The following is a 24,459-nucleotide window of genomic DNA, read 5'->3' as shown; positions in this document are numbered from 1 at the left end:
GCGGGCGACGGGTGGGCGGAGTTCATCAGTGCTGCACCTCGGCCTCGGCGGCCAGCTCGGCGGACAACTGGGCGGCCTGCTCGCGCAGTTGCGGGGTCGGCTCGGCGTAGACGTGGGCGAACAGCGCCATCGGGTCCAGCTCGGCGTCGGCGTGGAACTCGGCCCGCATCCGGGCCGCCAGCTCCTCCGCCTCGTCGGCCGCCCGCCGGACCAGCTCGTCGTCCAGGATCCCGAGCTCGCGCATGGCGCGGTCCAACAGCAGGATCGGGTCGTGCTCGCGCCAGGCCGCCACCTCGTCGTCGGTGCGGTAGCGGGTGGCGTCGTCCGCGTTGGTGTGCGCGTCGATCCGGTAGGTCAGCGCCTCGACGAGGGTCGGGCCGCCGCCGGTGCGGGCCCGCTCGACGGCCTCGGCCAGCACGCCGTGCACGGCGGGCGCGTCGTTGCCGTCCACCAGGCGGCCCGGCATGCCGTAGCCGACGGCCTTGTGCGCCAGGCTGGGCGCGGCGGACTGCGCGGTGAGCGGGACGGAGATCGCGTAGCCATTGTTCTGCACCAGGAAGACCACGGGGGCGCGCAGCACGGCGGCGAAGTTCAGCGCCTCGTGGAAGTCGCCCTCGCTGGTGCCGCCGTCGCCGAGCATGGCGAGCGCGACCACCGGCTCGCCGCGCAGCCGGGCGGCGTGCGCCAGGCCGACGGCGTGCGGGGCCTGGGTGGCGAGCGGGGTGCAGAGCGGGGCGGTGCGGGTGGCGCGCGGGTCGTACCCGGTGTGGGCGTTGCCGCGCAGGAGGGTCAGCGCCTCCAGCGGGTCGACGCCGCGGGAGACCACGGCGAGGGTGTCGCGGTAGCTGGGGAACAGCCAGTCCTGCTCGCCGAGCGCCAGCGCGGCGGCGATCTGGCAGGCCTCCTGGCCGGCCGACGCCGGGTAGACCGCGAGCCGGCCCTGCTTGGTCAGGGTGGTGGCCTGCTGGTTGTAGCGGCGGCCGATCACGAGCCGGCGGTAGAGCTCGCGCAGCAGGGCGGGGTCCTGCTTCTCCAGCGCCGGCGTGCCGAGCACGCGGACGGGGGAGGCGTCCGGCAGCAACGGGGCCGGGTCGGTGCGGGGGGCGGTGGCCCCGGGCATCCAGCCGGGCACCGCCGTGGAGTGTCTGTGGTCGAGAACGGTCATCTCGGGCACCTCCGGGGGTGGTGGGGGCTCCCTACCGATTGTTCGGTCGTCTGTTCATCTTGACCAGAAGCGTGACAAGGTGGTGGACATTCGGCCTGAGCGGAGGTCGACTGGTGGCAGTGCGTCCAATCGGTGAGGGTGGGGGGTCATGTCGGCTGAACAGATGTCCAGACTCGACCGTGTCGACCGGTCGATCCTGCGGCTGCTGCAGCAGGACGGTCGCGCCTCGATCCGCTCGGTCGCCGAGCGGGTGCACGTGTCCCGGGCGAACGCCTACGCCCGGATCTCCAGGATGGTCGAGGACGGCGTCATCCGCGGCTTCACGGCCAGGGTCGACCACGAACGGGCCGGTCAGGGCGCGTCCGCGTACATCACGCTGAAGATCGTCCAGAACTCCTGGCGCACGGTGCGGGAGCAGCTGCTGGAGCTGCCGGGCGTCGCGCACATCGCCCTCGTCGGCGGCGACTTCGACGTCCTCCTGCTGGTGCACACCGCCGACAACCACGCCCTGCGGGAGCTCGTGCTCAACCGCATCCAGTCCATCCCACAGGTGCTCGGTACACGAACGATGCTGGTGTTCGAGGAGACCGACCAGGTTCCGCCGGACTAGGGCGTGCCCCGGCGTCGTGGCACCCGGCCCGACCCGACAGACACGCCCCAGTGGGCTACCGCGCGCGGAGCCCGTCGAAGGCCAGGTGGACGACGGCGTCGGCCACGCCGTCCGCGGCCTTGAGGCCGGGGCGGTACCACTCGACGATCGAGTTGATCATGCCGAACAGCAGCCGGGTGGCCAGCCGCGGCTCGACGTCCGCGCGCAGCGAGCCGTCCGCGACGGCCGCCCGCAGCAGCTCGGCGACCTGGTGGTCGAACTCCCGGCGGCGCTCCAGCGCCCACTGCTCGGTGGCCGTGTTGCCGCGCACCCGCAGCAGCAGGGTGACGTACGGCAGCTCCGCCAGCAGCACCTCGGCCGTGCGCCGCACCACGTGCTCCAGCCGCACCACGGCCGGACCCGTGACCGCGGCCGGCTCGGCCAGGATCCCGAACAGCCCGTCCAGCGCCCGGCCGACCGCGAGCCGCAGCAGCTCCTCCTTGCCGCGGACGTGGTGGTAGATCGAGGACTTGGAGATCCCCGCGGCCCGCGAGAGGTCCTCCATCGAGGTGCCGTCGTACCCGCGCTCGTTGAACACGTCGACGGTCACGGCGAGCAGCGACTCGACGGTGTAGGCGGGACGCGTGGTGTGATCGGCCATCCCCCGAGTATCCCCGGCCCCACCCGGCCCCACGCGATCGGGTCTCCGCCCGGCCGCGGCCGCCTCGTTGGTCCGCACCAGGAGGATGGGCACAGGCCCCTAGCGCCTGGCGCCCACCTCCCGCCTGCCTGGCGGCGCCGGGGCACGCGCCTCACCGCGTTGTCGTCGGTCGCCCGATGTCCCCCAGCCTGGCGGCCGGGAGGTGCCCCCACCGCATCGCCTCCCTCCTCCGCCTTGCAATCCACGCACCCCAACGCCGCCAGGCGCCCTTCGGGCACGACGGGAGGTGGGCGCCAGGCCCTAGAATCTCCGGACGATCGTCCACGGCCAGCAGGGTGGGTCCAGTCCGATGACCGCAATACCGGCAGTCGAGTCCGACGTGCCAGAACAGCGCAACGACGAACCGGCCGCACCCGCCGCCGGCTGGCAGGGACGCGCCCGCGCCCTGGCCGTCCGCTTCGGGCCCGCCGTGTGGTGCTACGCGGTGCTCAAGCTGATCGGCTTCACCGTCTTCATGAAGCTGCTGTCGTTCTCCGGGGAGTACGCCAAGAAGCACCCCCGCTTCGGCGGCGGTGCCAACCCCTGGGACGTCCTCGCCAGCTGGGACGGCTGGTGGTACCAGCAGGTGGCGCAGTTCGGCTACCACCCGGCGCTGGTGCCGGTCCCCGGCGGCCAGGTCGGCTTCAGCATCGAGCAGAACTCGGCCGCGTTCTTCCCGCTCTACCCGGGCCTGATGCGGCTGACCTCGGACGTCACCGGCCTCGGCCTGTACGGCGCCGGGATGCTGGTGTCGGTGCTCGCCTCGCTGTTCGCCGCCGCCGGCATCTACGCCGTGGTGGACCGGCTGGCCGGCCCCCGCGCGGGCGTGATCGCGGCGGGCATCTGGGCCGTCGCCCCCGGCTCCGGCGCCGAGTGGGCGCTCTACTCGGACTCGACGTTCGTCGCCCTGGCCGCCTGGGCCTGCTACTGCGTGATGACCAGGCAGTGGGTCGCGGCCGGCGTGATCACCCTGTTCGCCGGCCTCAACCGCCCGACCGCGGCCGCCCTGATCGGCGCCGTCGGCCTGGCCGCGCTGGTCGAGCTGTGGCGGCGGGAGAGCGGTGTGCTGCGCCCGCTCGCCGCGATGCTGCTCGCCCCGCTCGGCCTGCTCGGCTACGTCGGCTGGGTGGGGTGGCGGACCGGCGAGTGGGGCGGTTACTTCCGCCTCCAGCACGACGCCTGGCTGCACTACTTCGACTGGGGCCAGGGCACCTTCCACGCGATCCGCGGCGTGATGCTCGGCCGCAACGACTACCCGTTCGCCTTCGCCCTGCCTGACCTCTTCGCGACCCTGATCGTGCTGACCCTGCCGGCCCTGATCGTGCTGCTGGTCCGGCTGCGCCCGCCGCTGGTGCTCACCGCCTACACCCTCGCCACGATCGTCTCGGTGCTCGGCAGCCTGGGCATCTTCGGGAACGTCTCGCGCTACCTGCTGCCCGCGTTCCCGCTGTTCATCGCGCTCGCCATCGGCATGCGCAAGCTGAGCTGGCCGGTGCTGGCGACGGTGCTGGGCACCGCGGCGGCGGCGTCCGGCTGGTACGCCGGGTACGTCATCTTCGAGCTCGGCGTGCCGTAGACCGCCCGTCCTCCCCGCTTCCGGGGGCGCGTCCGCCACGGACGCGCCCCCGTTCTCTTCTCCGGAACCAAATCCCTTCCCCCTCTTGAGCCGACCGATCGTTCGGTTACTCTGTGACGTGTCCCGTCTTCCTCCCCGAGGCTCTCTGAGGAGCGAACAGATGTCCGCGGTCACCCACCCCCTCGTCAGCGAGCTGGTCGCGCGCCACCAGGCCACCCTGGACGCCGCGCTCGACGCCGCCGCCAAGCGCGACTACTGGTCGCCCTACCCCGAGTTCCCGAAGGCGTACGGCGAGAGCGGCCCCGCGGACGGCAAGGCGGCGTTCGACGCGCTGCTCGGCGCCCCGTTCGCCCTCGACGGCCACCCCACCGACGGCGACCTGGTGGGCGGCGAGACCTCCCCGTACGGCGTGGAGCTGGGCATCACCTACCCGCACGCCGGGCCGGACGCGCTGATCGCCGCGCTGAGCGCCGCCCGCCCCGCCTGGGCCGCCGCGAGCCCGCTGGAGCGCGCCGCCGTCTGCATGGAGATCCTGCAGCGGATCAACGCCCGCTCGCACGAGTTCGCCCAGGCCGTCATGCACACCACCGGCCAGGCCTACGGCATGGCCTTCCAGGCCGGCGGCCCGCACGCCCAGGACCGCGGCCTGGAGGCCGTCGCCTACGCGTACGCCGAGCAGACCCGGCTGCCCCGGCAGGCCGGCTGGACCAAGCCCCAGGGCAAGCGCGACCCGCTGGTGATGAGCAAGGAGTTCACCGTCGTCCCGCGCGGCCTCGCGCTGCTGATCGGCTGCAACACCTTCCCCACCTGGAACGGCTACCCCGGCCTGTTCGCCTCGCTGGCCACCGGCAACCCGGTGCTCGTCAAGCCGCACCCGCGGGCCGTCCTGCCGCTCGCGCTGACCGTCGCGATCGCCCGCGAGGTGCTCGCCGAGGCCGGCTACGACGCGAACCTGGTCTGCCTGGCCGCCGAGCACGAGGGCGGCACCGTCGCCAAGGACCTCGCCGTCCGCCCCGAGATCCGGATGATCGACTACACCGGCTCCACCGCCTTCGGCGACTGGCTGGAGGAGCACGCCAGGCAGGCCCTGGTCTACACCGAGAAGGCCGGCGTCAACGCCGTCGTCATCGACTCCACCGACGACTACAAGGGCATGCTCGGCAACCTGGCCTTCGCGCTCTCGCTCTACAGCGGCCAGATGTGCACCACCCCGCAGAACCTGCTGATCCCGCGCGGCGGCATCGGCACCGACCAGGGCGACAAGTCCTTCGACCAGGTCGTCGCCGACCTCGCCGGCGCGATCGAGGGCCTGCTGTCCGACGACGCCCGCGCCGCCGCCGTCCTCGGCGCCGTCGTCAACCCCGGCGTGCTCCAGCGCTCGGCCGCCGCGGCCGGCGGCGAGTACGGCGAACTCGTCCTCGCCCCGCGCGCGGTCGTCTGCGCCGAGTTCCCCGGCGCGACCGTGCGCACCCCCGCCCTGGTCAAGCTCGACGCCGACAAGCCGGACGACCGCGCGGTCTTCCGCAGCGAGTGCTTCGGCCCGGTCTCCTTCGCCGTCGCCGTCGAGTCCACCGCCGCCGCGGTCGAGCTGCTGCGCACCACCGTCCGCGAGAAGGGCGCGATGACGGCCACCGGCTACACCACCTCCCCCGAGGTCGAGGCCCTGCTGGTGGAGGCCGTGCTGGACGCCGGCGTCTCGCTCTCGCTCAACCTGACCGGCGGCGTCTTCCCCAACCAGACCGCCGCCTTCTCCGACCTGCACGGCACCGGCGCCAACCCGGCCGCCAACGCCGCCTACTGCGACGGCGCGTTCGTCGCCAACCGGTTCCGCACGGTGGAGATCCGCCGGCAGGGCTGAGCCTTCCGGCACGTCACCGGGCCCCGGCGGTCACCGACCGCCGGGGCCCGGCGGTTCACACCCCGCGCCCGGGCCGGGGGATGATGGAGGCTGGAGGGACGCCGAACGACGCGTCCAACCGCCCTCCGACCACCGGGAGCTGACACATGACCGCGAAGCAGACCGTCACCGACGTCCTGATCGTCGGCGCCGGACCGACCGGCCTGCTGCTGGCCGGCGACCTCGCCGCCGCCGGCCTCGCCGTCACCCTCCTGGAGAAGCGCGGCGCCGAGTCCAACCTCACCCGGGCCTTCGCCGTGCACGCCCGCACGCTCGAAATGCTCGACGCCCGCGGCCTCGCCGACGACCTCATCGCCACCGGCCGGCCGCTCACCTCGCTGAAGATGTTCAACCGCTTCGGCGTCGAGCTCGGCAACCTGCCGACCCGCTTCCCGTTCGTCCTGATCACCCCGCAGTACAACGTCGAACGGCTGCTGCACGAGCGCGCGGTCGGGGCCGGCGCGACGATCGTGCGCGGCAGCGAGGTCACCGGCCTGCGGCAGGACGCCGAGGGCGTCACGCTGGAGACCGCCGACGGCACCACCCACCGCGCCCGCTACGCGGTCGGCACCGACGGCGTCCGCTCCACCGTCCGCGAGCTGCTCGGCGTCCCGTACCCCGGCGAGTCCGTGGTCGACTCCGTCCTGCTCGCCGACGTCCGGCTGGAGCGCGAGCCCGAGAACACCATCACCGTCGGCGCCGGCAGCGCGGGCTTCGCCTTCCTCGCCCCCTTCGGCGACGGCTACCACCGCGTCATCGCCTGGGACCGCACCGAGCGCGTCCCGGACGGCACCACCCCCTCGCTGGAGCGGATCGCCGCCATCACCGAGGCCGCCATCGGCGAGGACTTCGGCATGCACGAGGCCCGCTGGGCCTCCACCTTCCACAGCGACGAGCGCCAGGTGCCCAACTACCGCTCCGGCCGGGTCTTCCTGGCCGGCGACGCCGCGCACTGCCACTCGCCGGCCGGCGGCCAGGGCATGAACACCGGCCTCCAGGACGCCGCCAACCTCTCCTGGAAGCTCGCCGCCGTGCTGCGCGGCCACGCCACCGACGCGCTGCTCGACAGCTACCAGACCGAGCGCCACCCGGTCGGGAAGATGGTCCTGCGCACCTCCGGCGCCCTGATCCGGCTCGCCCTCGCCGAGTCCGCGCCCACCCGCGCCCTGCGCGGCGCGCTCACCGCGCTCGGCGGCCACCTCGACCCGGTCACCGAGCGCGGCGCCCGGCTGGTCTCCGGGATCGACATCGCCTACCCCGCCCCGAAGGACGCCCACCCGCTGGTCGGCAAGCGCGTCCCCGACCTGCGGCTGACCGCGATCGAGAAGCCCCGCGACGACGAGCCCGCCGCACCCGAGCGGCTCTACGAGGCGCTGCGCGCCGGGAAGTTCGTCCTGGTCAGCAACGACGTCCAGAGCGCCGCCGCCCCCTGGGCCGGCCGGCTCGTCACCACCGCCCCCGCCGACCCGCACGGCAAGCTGCGCGACACCGTCCTGCTGATCCGCCCCGACGGCTACGCCGCCTGGGCCGCCGTCGACCCGGGCCACCGCGACGTCACCGAGGCCCTCACCGCCCACCTCGGCGCCCCGACGACGAACTGAGGACCCTTCGTTCTCCCGCGCCCCGTGCAGGGCGCGGGAGAACGCCGCGCTAGCCCTTCGCCTTCACGTAGTGCCGGGCCGCCTTCGCCCGGTTCCCGCACACGGCCATCCGGCACCACCGCCGCCGCCCGTTCTGCGACGCGTCGAAGAAGTGCAGGATGCAGGCGTCGTGCGCACACTGCCGCACCCGGTGCGCCCCCTGCGCGACCAGCCCGAGGAAGTCGTCCACCGCGAGCCAGGCCGCCAGCCACTGCGGCTCGTCGACCTCGATCCGGTCCTCCGCGCCGCCCGCGCCGGCCGTCCGCCGGATCCGTCCGTGGGCGAGCACCTCGTCCAGCCCGGCCCGCGCGGCCCCGCCCAACTCCCCGTTCTCACCGAGCGACCGCACCGCGGCCCCGAGCACCTCACGGGCCCTGAGCACCGCGGCCAGCCCGGCGGCGTCGGCCTCGCAGCGCTCGCCCAGCCCGGCGGAGGAGAGCCAGATCCCGTACCCGTCGGGCTCGCCGAGCAGGTCGTTGAGGGGGGTGCCGGCCCAGCGCGTGTTGAGCAGGTCGAGCGCCAGCGGCTCGCCGATCAGCGGGCGGGGGTCCCTCGGGTCCGCCTTCACGTCAGTCATCGTTCTCCCTCGGCTCCACGCGATTCTACGGCCGTCCCGGAAGCCCCAACTGGTGTGGACCACCGCCGAATTTCCGATCATTCACTGTATGAAACACCTGCCGTTCCGCCGTTCCACACTTGACTGTTTTTTAGCAACGAATTGCCTGACCATGAGCCAATCCCCGGAGTTGTTCTGTCATGTTCTAGCCAGCGTTCTACCCCAGAGCGTCAAGTGCCCCTTGCCGGACCCCACATCCGGCCAGAGGAGGATCCGTTGCGCCCCCGCACCCTCGCCCTCGCGGCCGCCATAGCCGTGCTGCCGCTGACCGCCGTCTCGCTCGGCGTCACGACCGCGCAGGCCGCGTCCACCCCCCACGCCGCTCCCCGCATCGAGCTGCCGAACACCGTGAACCCCGCGGTGGCCCACTCGGAGAAGAAGGGCGACGTGCCCGCCGAGCAGCAGATCTCGGTCGCCGTCAGCCTGAAGCTCCGCAACGCCGACGAGCTGGAGCGCTTCCTCGCGGCGGTCACCACCCCGGGCACCCCGGAGTACGGCCACTACCTGACGCCGGAGCAGTTCAACCAGCGGTTCGGCCCGACCCAGGCCGCCGTCGACCAGGTCAAGGCCTACCTCGCCGGCCAGGGCCTGACGGTCACCGAGGTGAGCGCCAACCGCCAGGTCGTCAGCGCCCGCGGTACCAACGACCAGGTCTCGCAGGCCTTCGGCACCCACGAGAGCTCCTACGTCGACCCGCAGCTGCAGCGCGCGTTCTACGCGAACGACGCGGCCGCCTCCGTCCCGGCCGACCTCGCCGACGTCGTCCAGGGCGTGCACGGCCTGGACAACCACGCGGTCCGCAAGAACCGCCTGGCGACCCCGCACGCCGTCACCCCGAACGCGGCCTCGGCCACCCCGAACGGCGTGGGCCCGGCCCAGTACGACGGCGCCTACAACCTGGACAAGACCGGCGCCGACGGCACCGGCGTCACCGTCGCCCTCTGGGAGTTCGACGGCTACACGTCCTCGGACCTGACCACCTACGACAGCCAGTACGGCCTCTCCGGCCCGGCCGTCTCCACGGTCTCGGTCGACGGTGCCAACTACGACTCCGCCCCCGGCCAGGGCCAGGGCGAGGTCGAGCTGGACAGCGAGATCGTCCGCGGTGCCGCCCCCAAGGCGACCCAGCTGATCTACGAGGCCCCGAACTCGGACCAGGGCGAGATCGACATGGCCAACAAGATCGTGGCCGACAACAAGGCCTCGGTCATCTCGATCTCCTGGGGCTCCTGCGAGCCGGACACCACGGCCGCCTCGATGACCGCCGTCGACAACGCCTTCAAGCAGGCCGCCGCGCAGGGCATCTCGATCTTCTCCGCCTCCGGCGACGACGGCTCGCGCGACTGCACCCGCTCGACCAGCGGCTCGACCGTCAAGGCCGTCGACTTCCCGGCCTCCAGCCCGCACCAGACCGGTGTCGGCGGCACCAACCTCAAGGTCTCCGGCAACGCCTACTCCTCGGAGAGCGCCTGGAGCACCGCCGGCGGCGGCGTGTCCACCGTCTTCAGCAAGCCGACCTGGCAGACCGGCACCGGCGTCAACGGCACCATGCGCACCGTCCCGGACGTCGCCTCCAACGCCGACCCGGCGAGCGGCTTCGCGATCTACACCGCCGGCGCCTGGCAGGTCTACGGCGGCACCAGCGCGGCCGCCCCGCTGTGGTCCGGCTACGCCGCCCAGTTCAACCAGAAGGCCAAGGCGGCCGGGCAGTCCGCCCTCGGTGAGGCCAGCCCGCGCCTGTACGCCGTCGCCAACAGCAGCAGCTACGGCAGCACGTTCCACGACGTGAAGACCGGCTCGAACCAGGACTTCCCGGCCAAGACCGGCTACGACCAGGTCACCGGCTGGGGCTCCCCGGTCGCGGACGCCCTGACCACCGCCCTGCTCGGCGGCGGCGGCACCCCGACCCCGCCCCCGACCGGCGGCTGCACCGCGGCCCAGCTGATCGGCAACGGCGGCTTCGAGTCCGGCACCGCGGCCCCGTGGACGACGTCGAGCGGCGTGGTCGACAACAGCAGCTCGCAGCCGGCCCACGGCGGCAGCTGGAAGGCCTGGCTGGACGGCTACGGCAGCTCGCACACCGACACCCTGTCGCAGACCGTCTCGATCCCGGCCGGCTGCACGTCCGCGTCGCTGACGTTCTGGCTGCACATCGACACCGCCGAGAGCGGCAGCACCGCGTACGACACGCTGACCCTGCAGGCCAACTCGACCACGCTGAAGACCTGGTCCAACGTGGACGCGGCCGCCGGCTACGTGCAGCGCACCGTCGACCTGACCTCCTTCGCCGGCCAGACCGTGACTCTCAAGTTCACCGGCACCGAGGACGGCTCGAACCAGACCAGCTTCGTGATCGACGACGTCGCCCTGAACGTCGGCTGATCACCTTCTGGTAACCGAGACCCCGCCGGGGCGGCGCCGTCAGGGCCCGCCCCGGCGGTGTGTTATACGTCACCACCTGGGACGATGCGTGTTTCCGCAATGTTTCAAGATCGCTAACCCTGCGGTTCACCTCCCGTGACCACTGTCATACGCACGACGGATGACGTAGCCTCTCGACCGTGCATAGGGTTCCCCAAAGCTCGGTGAAGCCGCTGGCGGCGCGCCCCGGCGCCGACCCGGTCCCGCCGAACTCACCTGGTGGGGAGGGTTACCGCATGGCCGCACAGCAGCCCCAGGACGCCGCGCGACTCCGGCTGGTCGAAGAGCGCCCGGAGCGCACCGGCCCGCCCGTACTCGCGCCCGCGCCGGTACCGGCGGCCCTGCCGCCCGCCGGATCGCCGGCCGCCGGCCGGCCCGCCACCGCGGGCGGCTTCGCGGACACCCTGCACCTGGCGATCGAGGCCAGCGGCCTCAGCCTGGACCGGATCCGGGCGGCGCTCACCCAACGCGGCGTCAGGGTCAGCGTCACGACGCTGAGTTACTGGCGGCGCGGCCGCAGCCAGCCCGAGCGGGCCAGCTCGCTGCGCGCCGTCCACCTGCTGGAGGAACTGCTCGGCCTGCCGCACAGCTCGCTGTCCTCGCTGCTCGGCCCGCCGCGCCCGCGCGGCCGCTGGGCCGCCGCCGCCAACACCTGCCACCTCGGGCTGGAGGACGTCTGGCCCGGCGAGCAGGAGATCGCCGACATCTTCGCCGAGCTGGACGCCCCGCCGGCCGGCGAGCTGGAGCGGCTGAGCATCCACGACTCGTACTACGTCGACGCCCATCGCCGCGGCAACCTGCTGCGGATGCGCCAGGTCGTCCGCGCCACCGTCGCCGGCGTCGGCCGCTGCCTGGTCGTGCACAAGGCCGACGAGGAGGCCACCGGCTGCCCCGAGATCACCTCGGTCCGGCACGGCCGGCTCGGCCGCGTCCGCCGCCGCCCGGAGGCCGGGCTGACCGTCGGCGAGATCATGCTGGACCGCCCGCTCGGCCTGGGCGACAGCACGGTCTTCGAGTACGAGGTGGAGATCCCGCCCGGCGGCCCGACGCTGGAGTACAGCCGCCGCTTCGCGACCCAGGTGCGCGAGTACGTGCTCCAGGTCCACTTCGACCCCGCGGCCGTCCCCGTGCACTGCGAGCGGTACGACCGCGACCCGGGCGAGGACGTTGACAGCCGCCGCGAGCAGCTGTGGATCGGCGCCTCCGCGAGCGCCCACGTGCTCTCCCCGGACCAGCAGCCGGGCCACATCGGCATCCGGTGGGAGTGGGAGTAGCCGCCGCGCGGCTCCCCACTCCCACTTCCGTTCCCCCCTTCCCGCTCAGTCGCGCCCTCGCGCCCTCGCGCCCTCACACCGCCGCGCCCTCATGCCGCCACCACCTAACCCCTGCATGCCCTGATACTGGTTGACGCTCCATCACCTAACCACTAACTTCATGAGTACCGGTTAGGCACGAGCCCCTCCGGACCACCCAGCCACGGGAGCGTCCAGGCATGTCCAGCCCCGCCCTGATCCACACCCTGAAGACCGGCCACGTCGGCCTCAACGTCACCGACCTGGAGCGCTCGATCGCGTTCTACCGCGCCGTCCTCGGCGTCCAGGTGACGCACGAGGGCACCGACGCCGAGCGCCGCTACGCCCTGATGGGCCGCGACGGCCGCCTGGTGGTCACCCTCTGGCAGCAGAGCACCGGCACCTTCGCCACCGCCTCCCCCGGCCTGCACCACCTGTCCTTCGAGGTCGAGAGCCTCGACGAGGTCCGCGCCACCGAGCACCGACTGCGCGAGCTCGGCGCCGAGTTCGCGTACGACGGGGTCGTGCCGCACGGCGAGGGCTCGGACTCCGGCGGCATCTTCTTCACCGACCCCGACGGCATCCGGCTGGAGATCTACGCCCGCACCGGAGTCGCCGCGACGGGCGCCGCAGCGCCCACGGCGGACGCCCCGACCTGCGGCTTCTTCTAGGCCGGAGGCCGCCGTGACCACCCCCGTCACGCCCTACCACCCCGGCGAGCTCGCCGCCCAGGCGCTGGCCGGCGTGCGGGAGCGCGCCGACCACGCCGGCCGGGCGATCCGCGGCACCATCCCGCCGGTCGCCGCCCGCTTCCTCACCGAGCGCCGGACGCTCGTGGTCGGCGCCGCCGACCCGGACGGCCGGGTCTGGGCCACCCAGCTCGCCGGTGCCCCGGGCTTCCTCCAGGCCGGCGACGAGCGGACCATGACGGTCGCCGCGCGCCCCGCCGGGGACGACCCGCTGGCCGCCGCCCTGGCCGGCCCCGCCCGGGTCGGCACCATCGCCCTCGACCCGGCCGGGCGGCGCCGGATGCGGCTCAACGGCCGCTCGGTGCCGGACCGCCGGGGCGGCCTGGTGATCACCGCCGACCAGGTCGTCTCCAACTGCCCGAAGTACATCCAGCGCCGCACCCCGCTCGACCGCCCGTCCGCCGGCGCCCCGCGCGCCGTGTCCGCCGGGCCGGCGCTCTCCACCGCGCAGCGGCTGACCGCCGCCACCGCCGACACGTTCTTCGTCGCCACCGTCGGCCCGGACGGCGGCGTGGACGCGTCCCACCGGGGCGGCTTCCCCGGCTTCCTGCGGGCCGCGGCCCCCGACCGGCTGGTCTGGCCGGAGTACCAGGGCAACAGCATGTTCATGACGCTCGGGAACCTGGAGCTCGACCCGCGGGCCGGCCTCCTCCTGCCCGACTGGGAGACCGGCGGCGCCCTGCTCGTCACCGGCGAGGCCCGCACCGACTGGTCCCCCGGGGCCCGCGCGGGCGTGCCCGGCGCCCAGCGGATGGTCGAACTGGCCGTCACCGGCGTCGTCGAACTCGCCGACGCCACCCCGCTGGCCTGGACCGACCCCGAGTACTCCCCGGCCAACCCGCACCCCGCCGACCGAGCCGCCGACTGATCCCGCCGACCGGCCGAGCCGCCGTCAGCTCCGGTGCCGGCACTACCGTCTCCCCTCCACCCCCGCCACGCCCGGGCCGCCGAACGGCCGTCACCCGCGCGGCCCAGCCCGCCGCGCCGCGGCCCGCCCGCTTTGGGACCTTGGTCCCGGTACCACGCGGAACCGGCCCGGGAAGGTCAGTCCTGCCACACCGTCAGACCGACCAGGAAGAGGTGGACCATGACCGGCGCCGACCCGTCCCCGCTGCTGGAGTTCGTCGAGGTCGAACCCGGCGACGACTGCATATGCGGGGGCTGCAACGCCCGCCGCCGCGCCCGGCTGCACGCCGCCCCGGTGCACGAGGGCGGGCACGCCGCGGCCCGCAGCGTCCGCCGCCGGGCGGCGGTCCTGGTGGCCGCCGTCGGCACCGCGATGGGCGGCGGCGCGGCCGCGGCGACGGCGGCGGTCGGCGCCCCCGCGCCCAACCCGGGCGGCGGCAGCAGCGCCACCCCGCAGAACCCGCAGGGCGAGGTCAGCAGCCTCTACGGCGAGGACGACGGCGGCACCGACACCACCCCGCGCACCTCCGCCCAACCGGTGACGAGGGCCCGGATCATCCAGCGCGCGCAGAGCTGGGTCGACCAGCGGGTGCCGTACGGCATGGGCCGCTACTGGTCGGACGGCTACCGGCAGGACTGCTCCGGCTTCGTCTCGATGGCCTGGGGCCTGGACGGCAGCCAGACCACCTGGACCCTGCCGAACTTCGCCGAGCGGATCGGCAAGGCCGACCTCCAGCCCGGCGACGTCCTGATCTACAACAACCCGGCCAACCCGCAGGCCGGTTCGCACGCGACGATCTTCGGCGGCTGGACCGACTCCACCCGCACCCGCTACGTCGCCTACGAGCAGACCGCCCCCGGCACGACGAAGCGCAGCACGCCGTACGCGTACTGGAACAACCCCGGCTCGTACGTCCCGTACCGCTACACCGGCCTCTCCGGCGCCAGCAATGACGGCACCCCCTCGACGGTCTTCCCCGGCGCCGACAAATTCGGCCCAGGCGCGAACAACGCATACGTCACCGAGCTCGGCCGGATGCTCGTGCAGCGCGGCGGCACCCGGTTCTACTCCGAGGGCCCGGGCCCGCAGTGGGGCGAGGCCGACCGCAAGGCCACCGAGGCCTTCCAGCTCGCCCAGGGCTGGCGCGGCGGCGAGGCCGACGGCATCCCGGGCAAGGACACCTGGGACTACCTGGTCAACGGCAAGGGCCGGAACATCGACGCCGGCGCCCCACTGCCACCCCCGCCCCCGCCCGCGAGCGGCGCACCCGCGTACCCGGGCGCCGACCGGTTCGGGCCCGGCGCGAACAACGACTCCGTCCGTCAGCTCGGCGAGCAGCTCGTCCGCAAGGGCTTCGGCGGCGCCTACACCGTCGGCCCCGGCCCGCAGTGGGGCGAGGGCGACCGCGCCAACGTCCAGTCCTTCCAGCAGGCCCAGGGCTGGAGCGGCACCGACGCCGACGGCTACCCGGGCCCGGAGACGTGGCGGCGGCTGTTCTCCTGACGCCCCGGCGCCCGCCCGCTCAGCCGCGGCCGGGCGGGCGCCCCGACATCCAGTGGAAGAGCCCCATCGCGACGCTCGTCGCGAGGTTGAAGCTGGACACCCCCGGCTGCATCGGCACCGCGACCAGGTGGTCCGCACGCGCCTTGAGCTCCGCCGAGACGCCGTGCCGCTCGGTGCCGAACGCCAGTAGCGCGTCGTCCGGGAACGCCAGCGTGCGGATGTCCGCGCCCTCGGGGTCCAGCACGTAGAGCGGCCCGGCGGGCAGCTCCGGCAGGGCCAGCCGCTCGACCGCGGTCGCGAAGTGCAGGCCCGCGCTGCCGCGCACGACGGTCGGGTGCCAGGGGTCGAGGTCGCCGGTGGTGACGACCCCGGTGGCGCCGAAGCCCGCCGCGAGCCGGATCACCGCGCCGACGTTGCCCAGGTTGCGCGGGTTCTCCAGCAGCACGACCGGCGCGCGGCGGGGCCGGTGCCCGAGCGCGGCCCGGTTCGCCCCGGCGGACGGCCGCACCGCCAGCGCGATCACCCCGGTCGGGTGCAGCCGGGGCGCCAGCGTCCGCAGCGCGGTCTCCGGCACCTCCACCGCGAGGCCGGCCAGCGCCGGCCCGACGTCCTCGGCCAGCTCGGCGGCGAGCGCCAGCAGCGCGGCCCGGTCCGCGGTCAGCACCTGCCGGACCTCCCCGCCGAAGCGCAGCGCGTGCTTCAGCGGGTGGAACCCGTCCAGCAGGACCGTCCCCGGCTCCCGCTCCACCGCCCGCCAGCCGCGCACCACGTCGTCCACACCGCTCATGCCGTTCATGGCGTTCATGCTTCCACCCCGCCGTCCGCGGGCTCACCGCCACCCGCGCCCGCCCCCCGAACGTCCTCCCGCCCCCGCAAAGCCCGCTCCAGCTCCTTCAACGCCTGCATCAGCAACCGCACCCCCGCCCACAGCACATCCCGCTGCACCCCCTCCGGCACCTCCGCCAGCCGCTTCTCCAACTGCGCCTGCGCCCCCCGCACCGCCCCGAATTCCACCGGCCGCCCGGTCAGCAGCGCCCCCGCCGCGAGCGCCGTCCCGAGCCGCAGCTCCTCGGCGAACCCGGCCGCCCCCGGCACCGGCTCGGCGTCGCCGGCCGGCAGGTGGGCCTCCAGCAGGACGGCCGCCCGCCCGAGGCGTCCGACCGCGGCCCTGGCCCGGTCGATCCGGCGCCGGCTCACCCCGGGCAGTCCGGACGCGTGCCGTCCCGGTTCGGCGTCGGCCCGTTCCATCGCCTGGAGCAGTTCGGAGCGCGCCTCCCGGGAGTCCAGCAGCGCCGTCCGCACGTCCCGTCCGCGCGGCGCCGCCGGGTCCTCGTAGCCGTCGATCACCGCCGCCGCGTACCGCCCGGCGGCGGCCAGCCACTCCGCGAGCCGCTCGCCGAGCCGGGCGGTCTGCCAGGTCGGGAAGAGCGCGTACGTGACGAGCGCGACGGATCCGCCGAGCAGGGTCAGCCCGACCCGTTCGAAGGCGGTCGTCAGCGGGTCGCCCGGCTGCAGTCCGAGCAGGAAGACGACGTACGACGAGATGCCGACGGTCATCAGCGCGTACCCGGTCCGCAGCGTCAGGTAGGCCCCGCCGATGCAGAGCACCGCCAGCGCCGCGAGCACCCACTCGCCCGGGTGCGCCAGCTGGACCACGAGGGTCGAGACGGCGACCCCGACGACCGTCCCGGCGAGCCGGGCGACGCCCCGGCTGTAGGTCTGGGCGAAGTCGGGCCGCATGACCATCGCGGCGGTCATCGGCGCCCAGTGGCCGTGCTCGAACCCGGCGGCCCGCGCCAGCAGGTACGCGGCCGTGACGACCCCGGTGAGCCGGACGGCGTGCTGGAAGACCGCCGATCGCGGCCGGACCTGCCGCCGCACCGCCCGCAGCGCGGCGGGCAGCATCCGGAACAGCGGCGGCTTGTGCAGGGCGCCGCCGGCCCCGACGACGGGCACCGTGACGGTGTCCACGTCGCCCCGGTCCAGCGTGTCGGCGGCCTTGCGCAGCAGCCCGCCGAGCCGCCGGGCCGAGCGCTTGGCCGCACCCCGCAGCCGTCCGTCCGCCTCGGGTGCGGCCAGCGGGACGGGTGCGGCGAGCGCGTAGACGGGCGCGGTGCGGGGGAGGCGGACGGGATCACCGGTCCTGATGGCCCGGGCGAGGGCGTCCATGGCCTCGGCGGACGCGGCGAGGACCTCCCGGGCGCGGTCGCGCTGCGGCCCTTCCGCCGGCGCGCCGACCTTGGGGTCGGCGAGCGCGGCGAGGGTGGGGCGGATGCGTTCGGCGATGCCGCGCAGGCCGCGCAGTTCGGGCGGCCGGTGGCGGTCCTGCCAGGGGGTGAGGGCGGCGGCGTGCCGGGCGGTCATGAACGGCGCTGGGTCGACGTGCGCGGTCGGGTCCTGTCGCAACCGCCGTGCGTAGTCGCCCAGTTCGGCGTAGGTGTCGGCGAGTGCCGCCCGCTGGGCGGTCCAACTGCCGATCGGCCACAGGGTGATGACGGCGGCCTGGACGACGCCGCCGAGGGCCGCGACGAGTCCGTGGCCGAGCGCGGCGAGCACGCCGACCGGGAGCTGGACGACGATCAGCATCACCGAGACGGTGTTGGCCGCGACCACCCCGGCGGTCGGCCCGATCGCCCAGGCGAGTCCGGCGGCGAAGGCCCACACCGCGAGCAGCGCCGGGAACAGCCCGAAGACGCCGACGGCCAGGTACCCGAGGAAGGTGCTGGTGCCGAGCCCGATCCCGGCGGCGACGGCGAGGCTGGCCCGGGGCCGGAAGCTGCGCTGGAAGGTGGCCGTCCCGGCGATGAACGCGCCCATCGCGGCCGAGGTCGCGAGCGAGGGCCCGCCGAGCGCGAGGGTCGGGAACAGCACGAGCCCCACGGCGACGGCCCCGCGCGCCGCCCGTTTGGGGTCGGTCAGCGCCCGGTCGAGGGTGAGTCCGGTCCGCGCGGTGTCACGTAGCGCGGCGAACCAGGACATAGCGCCATCCTAGAGCGGCTCGTCCGCTCCCACCGGCTCTCGCTCCCGCGGGACCGCACCGCCCCGCCGGACCGGCCGCACCCGCCGCACCTGCCGCTCCGCCCAGAGCAGCGCGCCGGTCGGCAGGAACACCGCGTCCGCCGCGACCATCGCGAGCGAGAACACCGGAAGCCCGAGCACCACCGCGATCCCGAGGTGCTCGGCCATCATGATCGCCAGCAGGACGTTCTTGACCCGCCGGTCGAGCAGCGTGAACGGGAACGCGACCTGCACGATCACCGTGCCGTAGGAGATCAGGAACACCGGCACCAGCGCCGAGCCGACCAGCGCGGACAGCGCCGGCCAGGGCGCGAAGTAGTCCAGGTGGAGCGGGTAGTACAGCGCGGTGCCGTCCTGCCAGCGCGTGCCCTGCACCTTGTACCAGCCGGCCGTCGCGTAGATCAGCACCACCTCGGCGGCGATCACCAGCATCGCGCAGTTGTGCACCGTGTTCGCGAGCCCGTCGAGCACCGCCCGCACCTCGCCGTCCGGCCGCAGCCGGCCGAGCGCCCACCAGAGCCCGGCCACCGCCCAGAGCCCCCAGAACAGCGGTGCCCACCCGAGGTACGGGAACGCGGCGGAGGTCCAGGTCAGGCTGTCCCCGGAGAAGCCACCGAGCTGACAGACCGCCAGCACGGCCCCGAGGACGGCCCAGAGCACGACGCCGCCCCACCCGGGACGGCCCCGCCGGGCGTCGAGCGACCACACCTCGGCGCAGCGGGTGAAGACCAGGTAGACGGCCATCAGGTGGACGACGTTGTCGCCGCCGTCGCCGAGGAAGACGTCCCGGTTCTGCAGCGACAGCACGGTGACCAGGAAGAGCACCGTACTCGCCCGGGTCCGCCAGCCGAGCACCACGGCGAGGGCGGCGAGCACCGCCAGGTGGTAGACCGCCTCGAACCAGAGCCGCCCGTCGAACCAGGGCAGCACGGTGAAGGCCCCGTTGTCGGCGAGGAGCTGCCGGGCGAGGTCCAGGGACCAGGGCGACCGGTCGCCGTACAGCACCCGCCGGTTCGGCCACTCGCGCAGCAGGTAGGCGAGCCAGACCAGCCCGAAGCCGATCCGCACCACGGCCGCCTGGTGGCGGCCGAGCACCCGCCCGGTGAACGCCTCCAGCGCCCGGCCGACGCGTGCGAGCGGACCCGGGGCCGGTGTGGGCACGGACTCGGGTGCGGACACGGCAACGACCTGCTGCCCGCCCTGGCGCGGGATCCCGTCCAACCGCGGCTGTTCGACACCGGGCGGCGAGACCTCCCGCGGCTTTTCGACACCGGACGGCGAGACCCCCGACGGCGAGACCTCCGGCTGCGACACCTCGTTCACCCGAGCCCCCGGTAGTCCGCGTCGTCCACCGGCCACCAGGGCAGCTCCCGCGTCTTCGGCTCGGGCGGCGGGGCCTCCCCGCTCCAGGACGGCGGCGGGACGGTCGCCGAGGTCACCCGGAACTGGATCTCCAGGATCCGCTCGCCGTCCACGCTCCGGCCGATCCGCTGGAGCGCAATGCGCTTCAGGTACTCCTCGGCGAGCTTGCCCCGGCTGTTGGTCAGCGTCTCGTCCTGCGGGTTGTGCGAGCCGTCGTAGAAGTCCCAGGCCCGCCGCAGCAGGTTCTGGTCGACGTGGCTGGGCGCCGGGTTGCCCCTTATCGCGGCGATGTCCCGGGCGGTCAGCCCGAGCCAGTCGCGGGTCTCGGTGGCGCCGCCGCCGGCGACGGTCCGCACCCGGGCGTCCAGGCTGACGTTCTGCTGGAGCGGGTTGGGCGCGAAGAGCTTCCAGTTCTGCTCGAACTCGGGGTAGACCACCCCGTCGATCTGCTCCCGGTACTGCCGGGACACCGTGTTGGCGGGCGCGACGTGCAGGAACACCGCGCCGAGGAACAGTCCCGTCCCGGTGAGCAGCACCACGGCGGCCAGGCCCAGAACGAGCTGCGCGGGCCGCGACCGGACCCGCGCGCCGGCCGGTGTGTCCGTGCTGTCCGCCATGCGCACTCCCCCTGCCGGACGGGCGCCGCCGGGCCCGTCCCGGGTCGGTCGCGCGCCCATCCTGCCCTACCGGGCCAAAGGGTGCGTACGGGTCGGAGCGGGGTTCAGAGGACGAACGCGTCCTGGCCGGTGCTGCTGACCATGGGCCGGCCGGCGCCCTCCCAGGCGTACATGCCGCCGTCCACGTTCACCGCGTCCCGGCCCTGCTGCACCAGGTACTGGACGACCTGCGCCGAGCGGCCGCCGACGCGGCACAGCACGTACAGCTTGTCGTCCGGCAGCTCGCCGAGCCGGGCGATGACCTGCCCGAGCGGGATGTGCAGGGCGCCGTCCACGTGGCCCGCGTCCCACTCGTCCTGCTCGCGGACGTCCAGGAGGACGGCATCGGCGGGCACGGAGGCGGCGTCGGCGGAGGGGATCTGCGGGAACATCGTGTGGGTCTCCTGGGGCTCGATCGGGTCCGTGCCATTGTCGCCCACCGGGGGCCGGGGATCGCCGAGCAGCCGGGCCAGCTCGGCCTGCCGGTCCGCGGCCTTGGCCAGCAGCTCCTCGGCGAGCTGCTCCAGCAGCCCGTCCGGGTCCTGCGGCGCGAGCGCGAGGAGCTCCCCCATCGGGGTGCGCTCCAGCCGGACCTGCTCGGCGGCGGTCTCGGCGATCTTCGCGGTGAGCCATTCCAGTCGGCGGCGCAGCCACTCCAGCCGGTCCGGCGCGTCCGGCGCGGGGGCCGCCTCGGGCGCGGTGGACCACTCGGCGGCCAGGCCGGCCAGCGCGCCGGCGTCGCCGAACGCGTAGGCCTCGTTGACCCGGACGAGGAACGCGGCCCGGCGCTCCTGCTCGGCCGGGTCGGTGGTGAGGTCGGGGTGGGCGCGGCGCACGAGGTCGCGGTAGATCCGCTGGGCCTCCCGTCCGGGGCGGACCTTGGCCGGGGCGGCGGGCGGCGGCGGGACGGCCTCCTCCTCGCCGCCGCGCTCCTCGCGGACCGCCTGGACGGAGTCGAACAGGGCGTCCAGGTCGGGGAGTTCCTCGACCTGCTGCCTGGCCTCGGCGGCCCGCCGGACGTCCTCGGGGCGCCCGGTCGTGGCCGCGACGGCCTCCGCGACCAGGGCGTCCAGCTCGTCGAGCCGGGCGTAGAGCGGGCCGAGCAGCTGATGGTGGATCAGCGCGAAGTTGTCGATCTCGACCCGCAGCGTCTGCACGTCGACGTCCATGCTCAGCCAGGCGAGTTCGGCGGCGGCGACCCGCTCCTCCAGCTCCTGCTGCTCCGGGTCCGTCCAGCGGACGGGGATCTGCGCGGTCACTTCTCGCCTCTGTCTCGTCCCTACTGCGTTCGGCCGCCGGGCGGCCCGGCCTGCCACCCTACCCCCGCGCGGGAAGCGTCAACCGGGCGGAAGGGGGGTACGAACCGGCGCGAGGCAAGTGGCGTGCAACCGATCCTGATGAATCTCCCCGTTTCGCTATCGAGCCCGGCCCGGTCCGTGCTTCGCTGGTATCCGCACAGCGTGCCTTCCTCCGGAGAGACGGCCGCCTCCAGGCGTGGCGGCCAGGCGGGAGCAGACCGAATCCATGGTGGACGAGCCCAACTCCACACCGCGTCCGGCGGGCGCCGAGGCCGTTCCGGGAGGCCACCCGGCGGGTGTCGCCGCCCTGGTCCGGCTCGCCCTCGTCCTGGTCGACCGGGCCGGACGGATCGCCCAGTGGAGCCGGGCCGCCGAGGAGCTCTTCGGGCACCGGGCCGAGGTCGCCCGCGACCGCCCCGCCTCGGGCCTGCTGCCCGCCATGGAGCCCCGCGGATCCGCCGGCGCCACCTGTGCCCGCCGCCGCTGCGACGCCCTCGACACCCTGGCCGCGCTGACCGCCGACGGCCGTCCCTGGGCCGGCCAGATGCCCGTCACCGACCGCGAGGACCACCTGCGCGACGTGCTGTGGTGGGCCTACCCGCTGCCCGGCCCGTCCGGCGGCCTGCTCGCCCTGGCCGCGGACGCCCGCCCGCTGCGCACCTCGGGACCACGCCTCGCGCTGGGCGAGCGGCTGCTGCCGTTCGCGCCCGCCCCCGCCGCCCGGGGCGGCTTCCACGGGCTGGTCGCCGCGCTCACCCCGCCCGGCGGAGCACCCGCCGGTTCCGCCGCGGCGTCGGCGCTGGCCCGGCTCCTGCCCGCCGCCCACCGCGCACCGCTGGTGGCGGCGCTGGAGCTCGCCGGGCTGCCCGCCCTGCGGCTGGACGCGGCCACCGTGCTCCCGGTGCTGCCCTCCGACCCGCAGTGCGGCGCCGCGCACGCCGCCGCCGGGATCGGCCGCCGCTACCCCACCGCCCAGCAGCGCGCCGCCCGGGTGGGCCCGCCGCCCCAGCCCGAGCAGGCCGGCACGTCCCGGACCGTCCGCGGCCGCCCGGCCGGCCCGCTGCCCGGCCAGCGCGACTGCGCCGAACGGCCCGCCGCCAGGCCGGCCGCCCTGTCCGTCCCGTCCCCCACCGGAGGAGGCGCCGCCATCGAGCCGGCCGCCGTCGAATCGTCCGCCAACGGGCACCAGGCCCTCGCCCCGGCCCCGGTCGGGCGGAGCGCCCGCGGCGACCAGTCCCCGGGCACCGCCCCGGACACCACCGCGTCCGCCGTCCCGGCCCCCGCCGGCGCCGACGGCCCGCCCCACGGCGGCCGCCTCGGCCCGTTCCTGACCAACGGCCACGCCGGCGAGCAGCTGGCCCTGCTGAACGAGGTCGGCGGCAAGGTCGGCACCACCCTGGACCTCGGCTTCACCGCCCACGAGCTCTGCCAGGTGCTGGTCCCCCGGGTCGCCGACTTCGCCTGCGTGGACCTCGTGGACGGGCTGATCTCCGACTCGGAGCTGCCCGCCGCCCGGCCGGACGACGACACGATGCTCCGCCGGGTCGCCCTGGTCTACAACGAGACCGGCGGCGCCTGGGACCACGTCCTGTCCGAGGGCGCGCTGGTCAGCATGCCCCGCCGCACCCCGCCCGGGATGGCCCTCCAGCTGAACCAGCCGGTCCTCGTCCCGGTGGTCAGCGACGACGTCGCGGTCGACTACGCCATCGCGCTCGGCGGCGTCCGGCTGGCCCCGGTGGTCTCCGGCCGCTCGATGCTGGTCGTCCCGCTCTCCGCCCGGGGCACCGTGCTCGGCATCCTCAAGCTGCTCCGGCTGCCCGACCGCACCCCCTTCGACGAGAGCGACGCCGCGACCCTCAAGGAGCTGGCCGTCCGCGCCGCCCTGTCGCTCGACAACGCCAGGCTGCACCGCGCCGAGTCCCGGGTCGCCACCACGCTGCAGCGCTCGATGATCCCGACCCGCCCGCCGCAGATCCCCGGCGTGCAGATCGCCCACCGCTATCTGCCCGGCGACCCGAAGGCCGAGGTCGGCGGCGACTGGTTCGACGCGATCCAGCTGCCCGGCAGCCGGGTCGCCCTGGTGGTCGGCGACGTGATGGGCCACGGCCTGCACTCGGCCGCCGCGATGGGCCGCTTCCGCACCGCGATGCAGACCCTCGCCGCCCTCGACCTGCCGCCCGGCCAGCTGCTGCGCCACCTCGACAACCTGGCCCACAAGCTCGGCGACGACCACCTCGCCACCTGCCTGTACGCGGTCTACGACCCGATCAACCGGACCTGCGAGCTGGCCAGCGCCGGCCACGTCCCGCCGGTCCTGGTGCACCCGGACGGCACCGGCGAGCTGCTGGAGATCCCGGCCGGCGCGCCGATCGGGGTCGGCGGGGTGCCGTTCGTCGCCAAGACCATCGACGTGTCGGACGGCTCGATGCTGGTGCTCTGCACCGACGGGCTGGTCGAGGTCAGGGGCGGCGACATAGGAGCGGGCCTGGCCGCGCTCTGCGGCAACCTGATCGACCCGCGACAGAGCCCCGAGCAGGCCTGCGACGTCGTGCTGGAACGCCTGCACTCGGACGACCGCAAGGACGACGTCGCCCTCCTGGTGGCCCGCTTCGACGGGGTCGCCCCGTCCGAGGTGGCCACCTGGGACCTCACCGTCGACCACCGCGAGGTCCGCCGGGCCCGCGCCCTGGTCCGCGAGCAGCTGGCCGCCTGGCACCTGGAGGCGCTCAGCGACACCACCGAGCTGCTGGTCAGCGAGCTGGTGACGAACGCTGTCCGGGTGGCCAGGGACCGGGTCCGGCTGCAGCTGATCCGGGTGGACAAGCTCCTGGTCGAGGTCAGCGACGACAACCACAACCTGCCCTCGCTGGAGCCCGCCGAGCAGCTCGGCGAGACCGGCCGCGGCCTCACCCTGGTGACCAAGCTCGCCGAGCGCTGGGGCACCGCCCGCAAGGCGGTCGGCAAGGTCGTCTGGTTCGAGCTCCCGCTGCCCCACGGCCCCCGGAAAGCCTGAGCGGCCGGGCACCGGGCGCGCTGCCCGGTACCCGGCCGCTCAAGGCCGCAACCGTGC

18 protein-coding genes are annotated in these 24,459 nt (G+C 74.6%); 10 read left to right on the top strand and 8 right to left on the bottom strand.

The genetic code is table 11. The features are described from left to right. Positions 1 to 25: 25 nt before the first annotated feature. Positions 26 to 1,165 (bottom strand): pyruvate dehydrogenase (acetyl-transferring) E1 component subunit alpha, encoded by a 1,140-nt coding sequence (gene pdhA, locus ACFVU9_RS21585; protein WP_380439689.1) that lies wholly within the window; start codon positions 1,163 to 1,165, stop codon positions 26 to 28. Positions 1,166 to 1,328: 163 nt separating this feature from the next. On the opposite strand from pdhA, the gene ACFVU9_RS21580 reads away from it, so the two are divergent. Continuing rightward, on the top strand, positions 1,329 to 1,775 hold the full coding sequence (locus tag ACFVU9_RS21580; RefSeq protein WP_078859968.1) for an Lrp/AsnC family transcriptional regulator: 447 nt from the start codon (positions 1,329 to 1,331) through the stop codon (positions 1,773 to 1,775). A gap of 55 nt (positions 1,776 to 1,830) precedes the next feature. Here the strand turns inward: ACFVU9_RS21580 and ACFVU9_RS21575 are convergent, their stop codons facing one another. Further along, positions 1,831 to 2,415, bottom strand: coding sequence for a TetR/AcrR family transcriptional regulator (locus tag ACFVU9_RS21575; protein WP_380497471.1), 585 nt, complete (start codon positions 2,413 to 2,415; stop codon positions 1,831 to 1,833). Positions 2,416 to 2,764: 349 nt separating this feature from the next. Here ACFVU9_RS21575 and ACFVU9_RS21570 point away from each other — a divergent pair, with 349 nt between their 5' ends. From ACFVU9_RS21570 to ACFVU9_RS21560, 3 genes are all read left to right on the top strand, one after another. Continuing rightward, positions 2,765 to 4,030, top strand: a complete 1,266-nt coding sequence (locus tag ACFVU9_RS21570; RefSeq protein ID WP_380497470.1) for a glycosyltransferase family 39 protein — start codon at positions 2,765 to 2,767, stop codon at positions 4,028 to 4,030. Positions 4,031 to 4,190: 160 nt separating this feature from the next. Continuing rightward, positions 4,191 to 5,888 (top strand): phenylacetic acid degradation protein PaaN, encoded by a 1,698-nt coding sequence (gene paaN / locus ACFVU9_RS21565; RefSeq protein WP_380503710.1) that lies wholly within the window; start codon positions 4,191 to 4,193, stop codon positions 5,886 to 5,888. 146 nt (positions 5,889 to 6,034) lie between these two features. Next, complete coding sequence (locus tag ACFVU9_RS21560; protein ID WP_380503707.1) at positions 6,035 to 7,528, top strand: FAD-dependent monooxygenase; 1,494 nt, start codon at positions 6,035 to 6,037, stop codon at positions 7,526 to 7,528. A 49-nt stretch (positions 7,529 to 7,577) separates the two neighbouring features. Here the strand turns inward: ACFVU9_RS21560 and ACFVU9_RS21555 are convergent, their stop codons facing one another. Then, positions 7,578 to 8,144 carry a CGNR zinc finger domain-containing protein gene (locus ACFVU9_RS21555; RefSeq protein WP_380503704.1) on the bottom strand — a complete coding sequence of 189 codons (567 nt, stop codon included), beginning with the start codon at positions 8,142 to 8,144 and terminating at the stop codon, positions 7,578 to 7,580. Positions 8,145 to 8,399: 255 nt separating this feature from the next. Here ACFVU9_RS21555 and ACFVU9_RS21550 point away from each other — a divergent pair, with 255 nt between their 5' ends. The 5 genes from ACFVU9_RS21550 (at position 8,400) to ACFVU9_RS21530 (ending at position 15,055) form a co-directional block, all read left to right on the top strand. Then, entirely contained in the window at positions 8,400 to 10,565 is a 2,166-nt protein-coding gene (locus tag ACFVU9_RS21550; protein ID WP_380497466.1) for a protease pro-enzyme activation domain-containing protein, read from the top strand. Between the two features lie 275 nt (positions 10,566 to 10,840). Further along, complete coding sequence (locus tag ACFVU9_RS21545; protein WP_380439703.1) at positions 10,841 to 11,878, top strand: hypothetical protein; 1,038 nt, start codon at positions 10,841 to 10,843, stop codon at positions 11,876 to 11,878. 218 nt (positions 11,879 to 12,096) lie between these two features. Beyond that, the gene (locus ACFVU9_RS21540; RefSeq protein WP_387595477.1) at positions 12,097 to 12,567 is read left to right on the top strand and encodes a VOC family protein; all 471 of its coding nucleotides are present in this window, start codon (positions 12,097 to 12,099) and stop codon (positions 12,565 to 12,567) included. A 13-nt stretch (positions 12,568 to 12,580) separates the two neighbouring features. Further along, positions 12,581 to 13,513 (top strand): pyridoxamine 5'-phosphate oxidase family protein, encoded by a 933-nt coding sequence (locus tag ACFVU9_RS21535; RefSeq protein ID WP_387595474.1) that lies wholly within the window; start codon positions 12,581 to 12,583, stop codon positions 13,511 to 13,513. 219 nt (positions 13,514 to 13,732) lie between these two features. Then, positions 13,733 to 15,055: a peptidoglycan-binding protein gene (locus ACFVU9_RS21530; RefSeq protein ID WP_387595471.1), complete on the top strand. Its 1,323-nt coding sequence runs from the start codon at positions 13,733 to 13,735 to the stop codon at positions 15,053 to 15,055. A gap of 19 nt (positions 15,056 to 15,074) precedes the next feature. On the opposite strand, the gene ACFVU9_RS21525 is transcribed toward ACFVU9_RS21530, so the two are convergent. The 5 genes from ACFVU9_RS21525 to ACFVU9_RS21505 all read right to left on the bottom strand — a co-directional run bounded on the left by ACFVU9_RS21525 (position 15,075) and on the right by ACFVU9_RS21505 (position 21,350). Further along, complete coding sequence (locus ACFVU9_RS21525) at positions 15,075 to 15,860, bottom strand: TrmH family RNA methyltransferase (RefSeq protein ID WP_380497461.1); 786 nt, start codon at positions 15,858 to 15,860, stop codon at positions 15,075 to 15,077. Then, positions 15,857 to 18,034, bottom strand: coding sequence for an FUSC family protein (locus ACFVU9_RS21520; protein WP_387595468.1), 2,178 nt, complete (start codon positions 18,032 to 18,034; stop codon positions 15,857 to 15,859). The genes ACFVU9_RS21525 and ACFVU9_RS21520 overlap by 4 nt, the downstream gene beginning before the upstream one ends. 9 nt (positions 18,035 to 18,043) lie before the next feature. Further along, positions 18,044 to 19,252, bottom strand: a complete 1,209-nt coding sequence (locus ACFVU9_RS21515; RefSeq protein ID WP_387595465.1) for an HTTM domain-containing protein — start codon at positions 19,250 to 19,252, stop codon at positions 18,044 to 18,046. 140 nt (positions 19,253 to 19,392) lie between these two features. Further along, the gene (locus tag ACFVU9_RS21510) at positions 19,393 to 20,052 is read right to left on the bottom strand and encodes a DUF5819 family protein (protein ID WP_380439717.1); all 660 of its coding nucleotides are present in this window, start codon (positions 20,050 to 20,052) and stop codon (positions 19,393 to 19,395) included. A gap of 104 nt (positions 20,053 to 20,156) precedes the next feature. Next, entirely contained in the window at positions 20,157 to 21,350 is a 1,194-nt protein-coding gene (locus ACFVU9_RS21505; RefSeq protein ID WP_380439719.1) for a rhodanese-like domain-containing protein, read from the bottom strand. A 265-nt stretch (positions 21,351 to 21,615) separates the two neighbouring features. Here ACFVU9_RS21505 and ACFVU9_RS21500 point away from each other — a divergent pair, with 265 nt between their 5' ends. After that, complete coding sequence (locus ACFVU9_RS21500; RefSeq protein WP_387595461.1) at positions 21,616 to 24,402, top strand: SpoIIE family protein phosphatase; 2,787 nt, start codon at positions 21,616 to 21,618, stop codon at positions 24,400 to 24,402. Positions 24,403 to 24,459 lie beyond the last annotated feature (57 nt).

Source organism: Kitasatospora sp. NPDC057936 (assembly GCF_042887525.1).
Taxonomy (GTDB): Bacteria; Actinomycetota; Actinomycetes; order Streptomycetales; family Streptomycetaceae; genus Kitasatospora.
The sequence above is the reverse complement of the archived record's forward strand: the minus strand, read 5'-3'. Positions and strand labels throughout refer to the sequence as shown.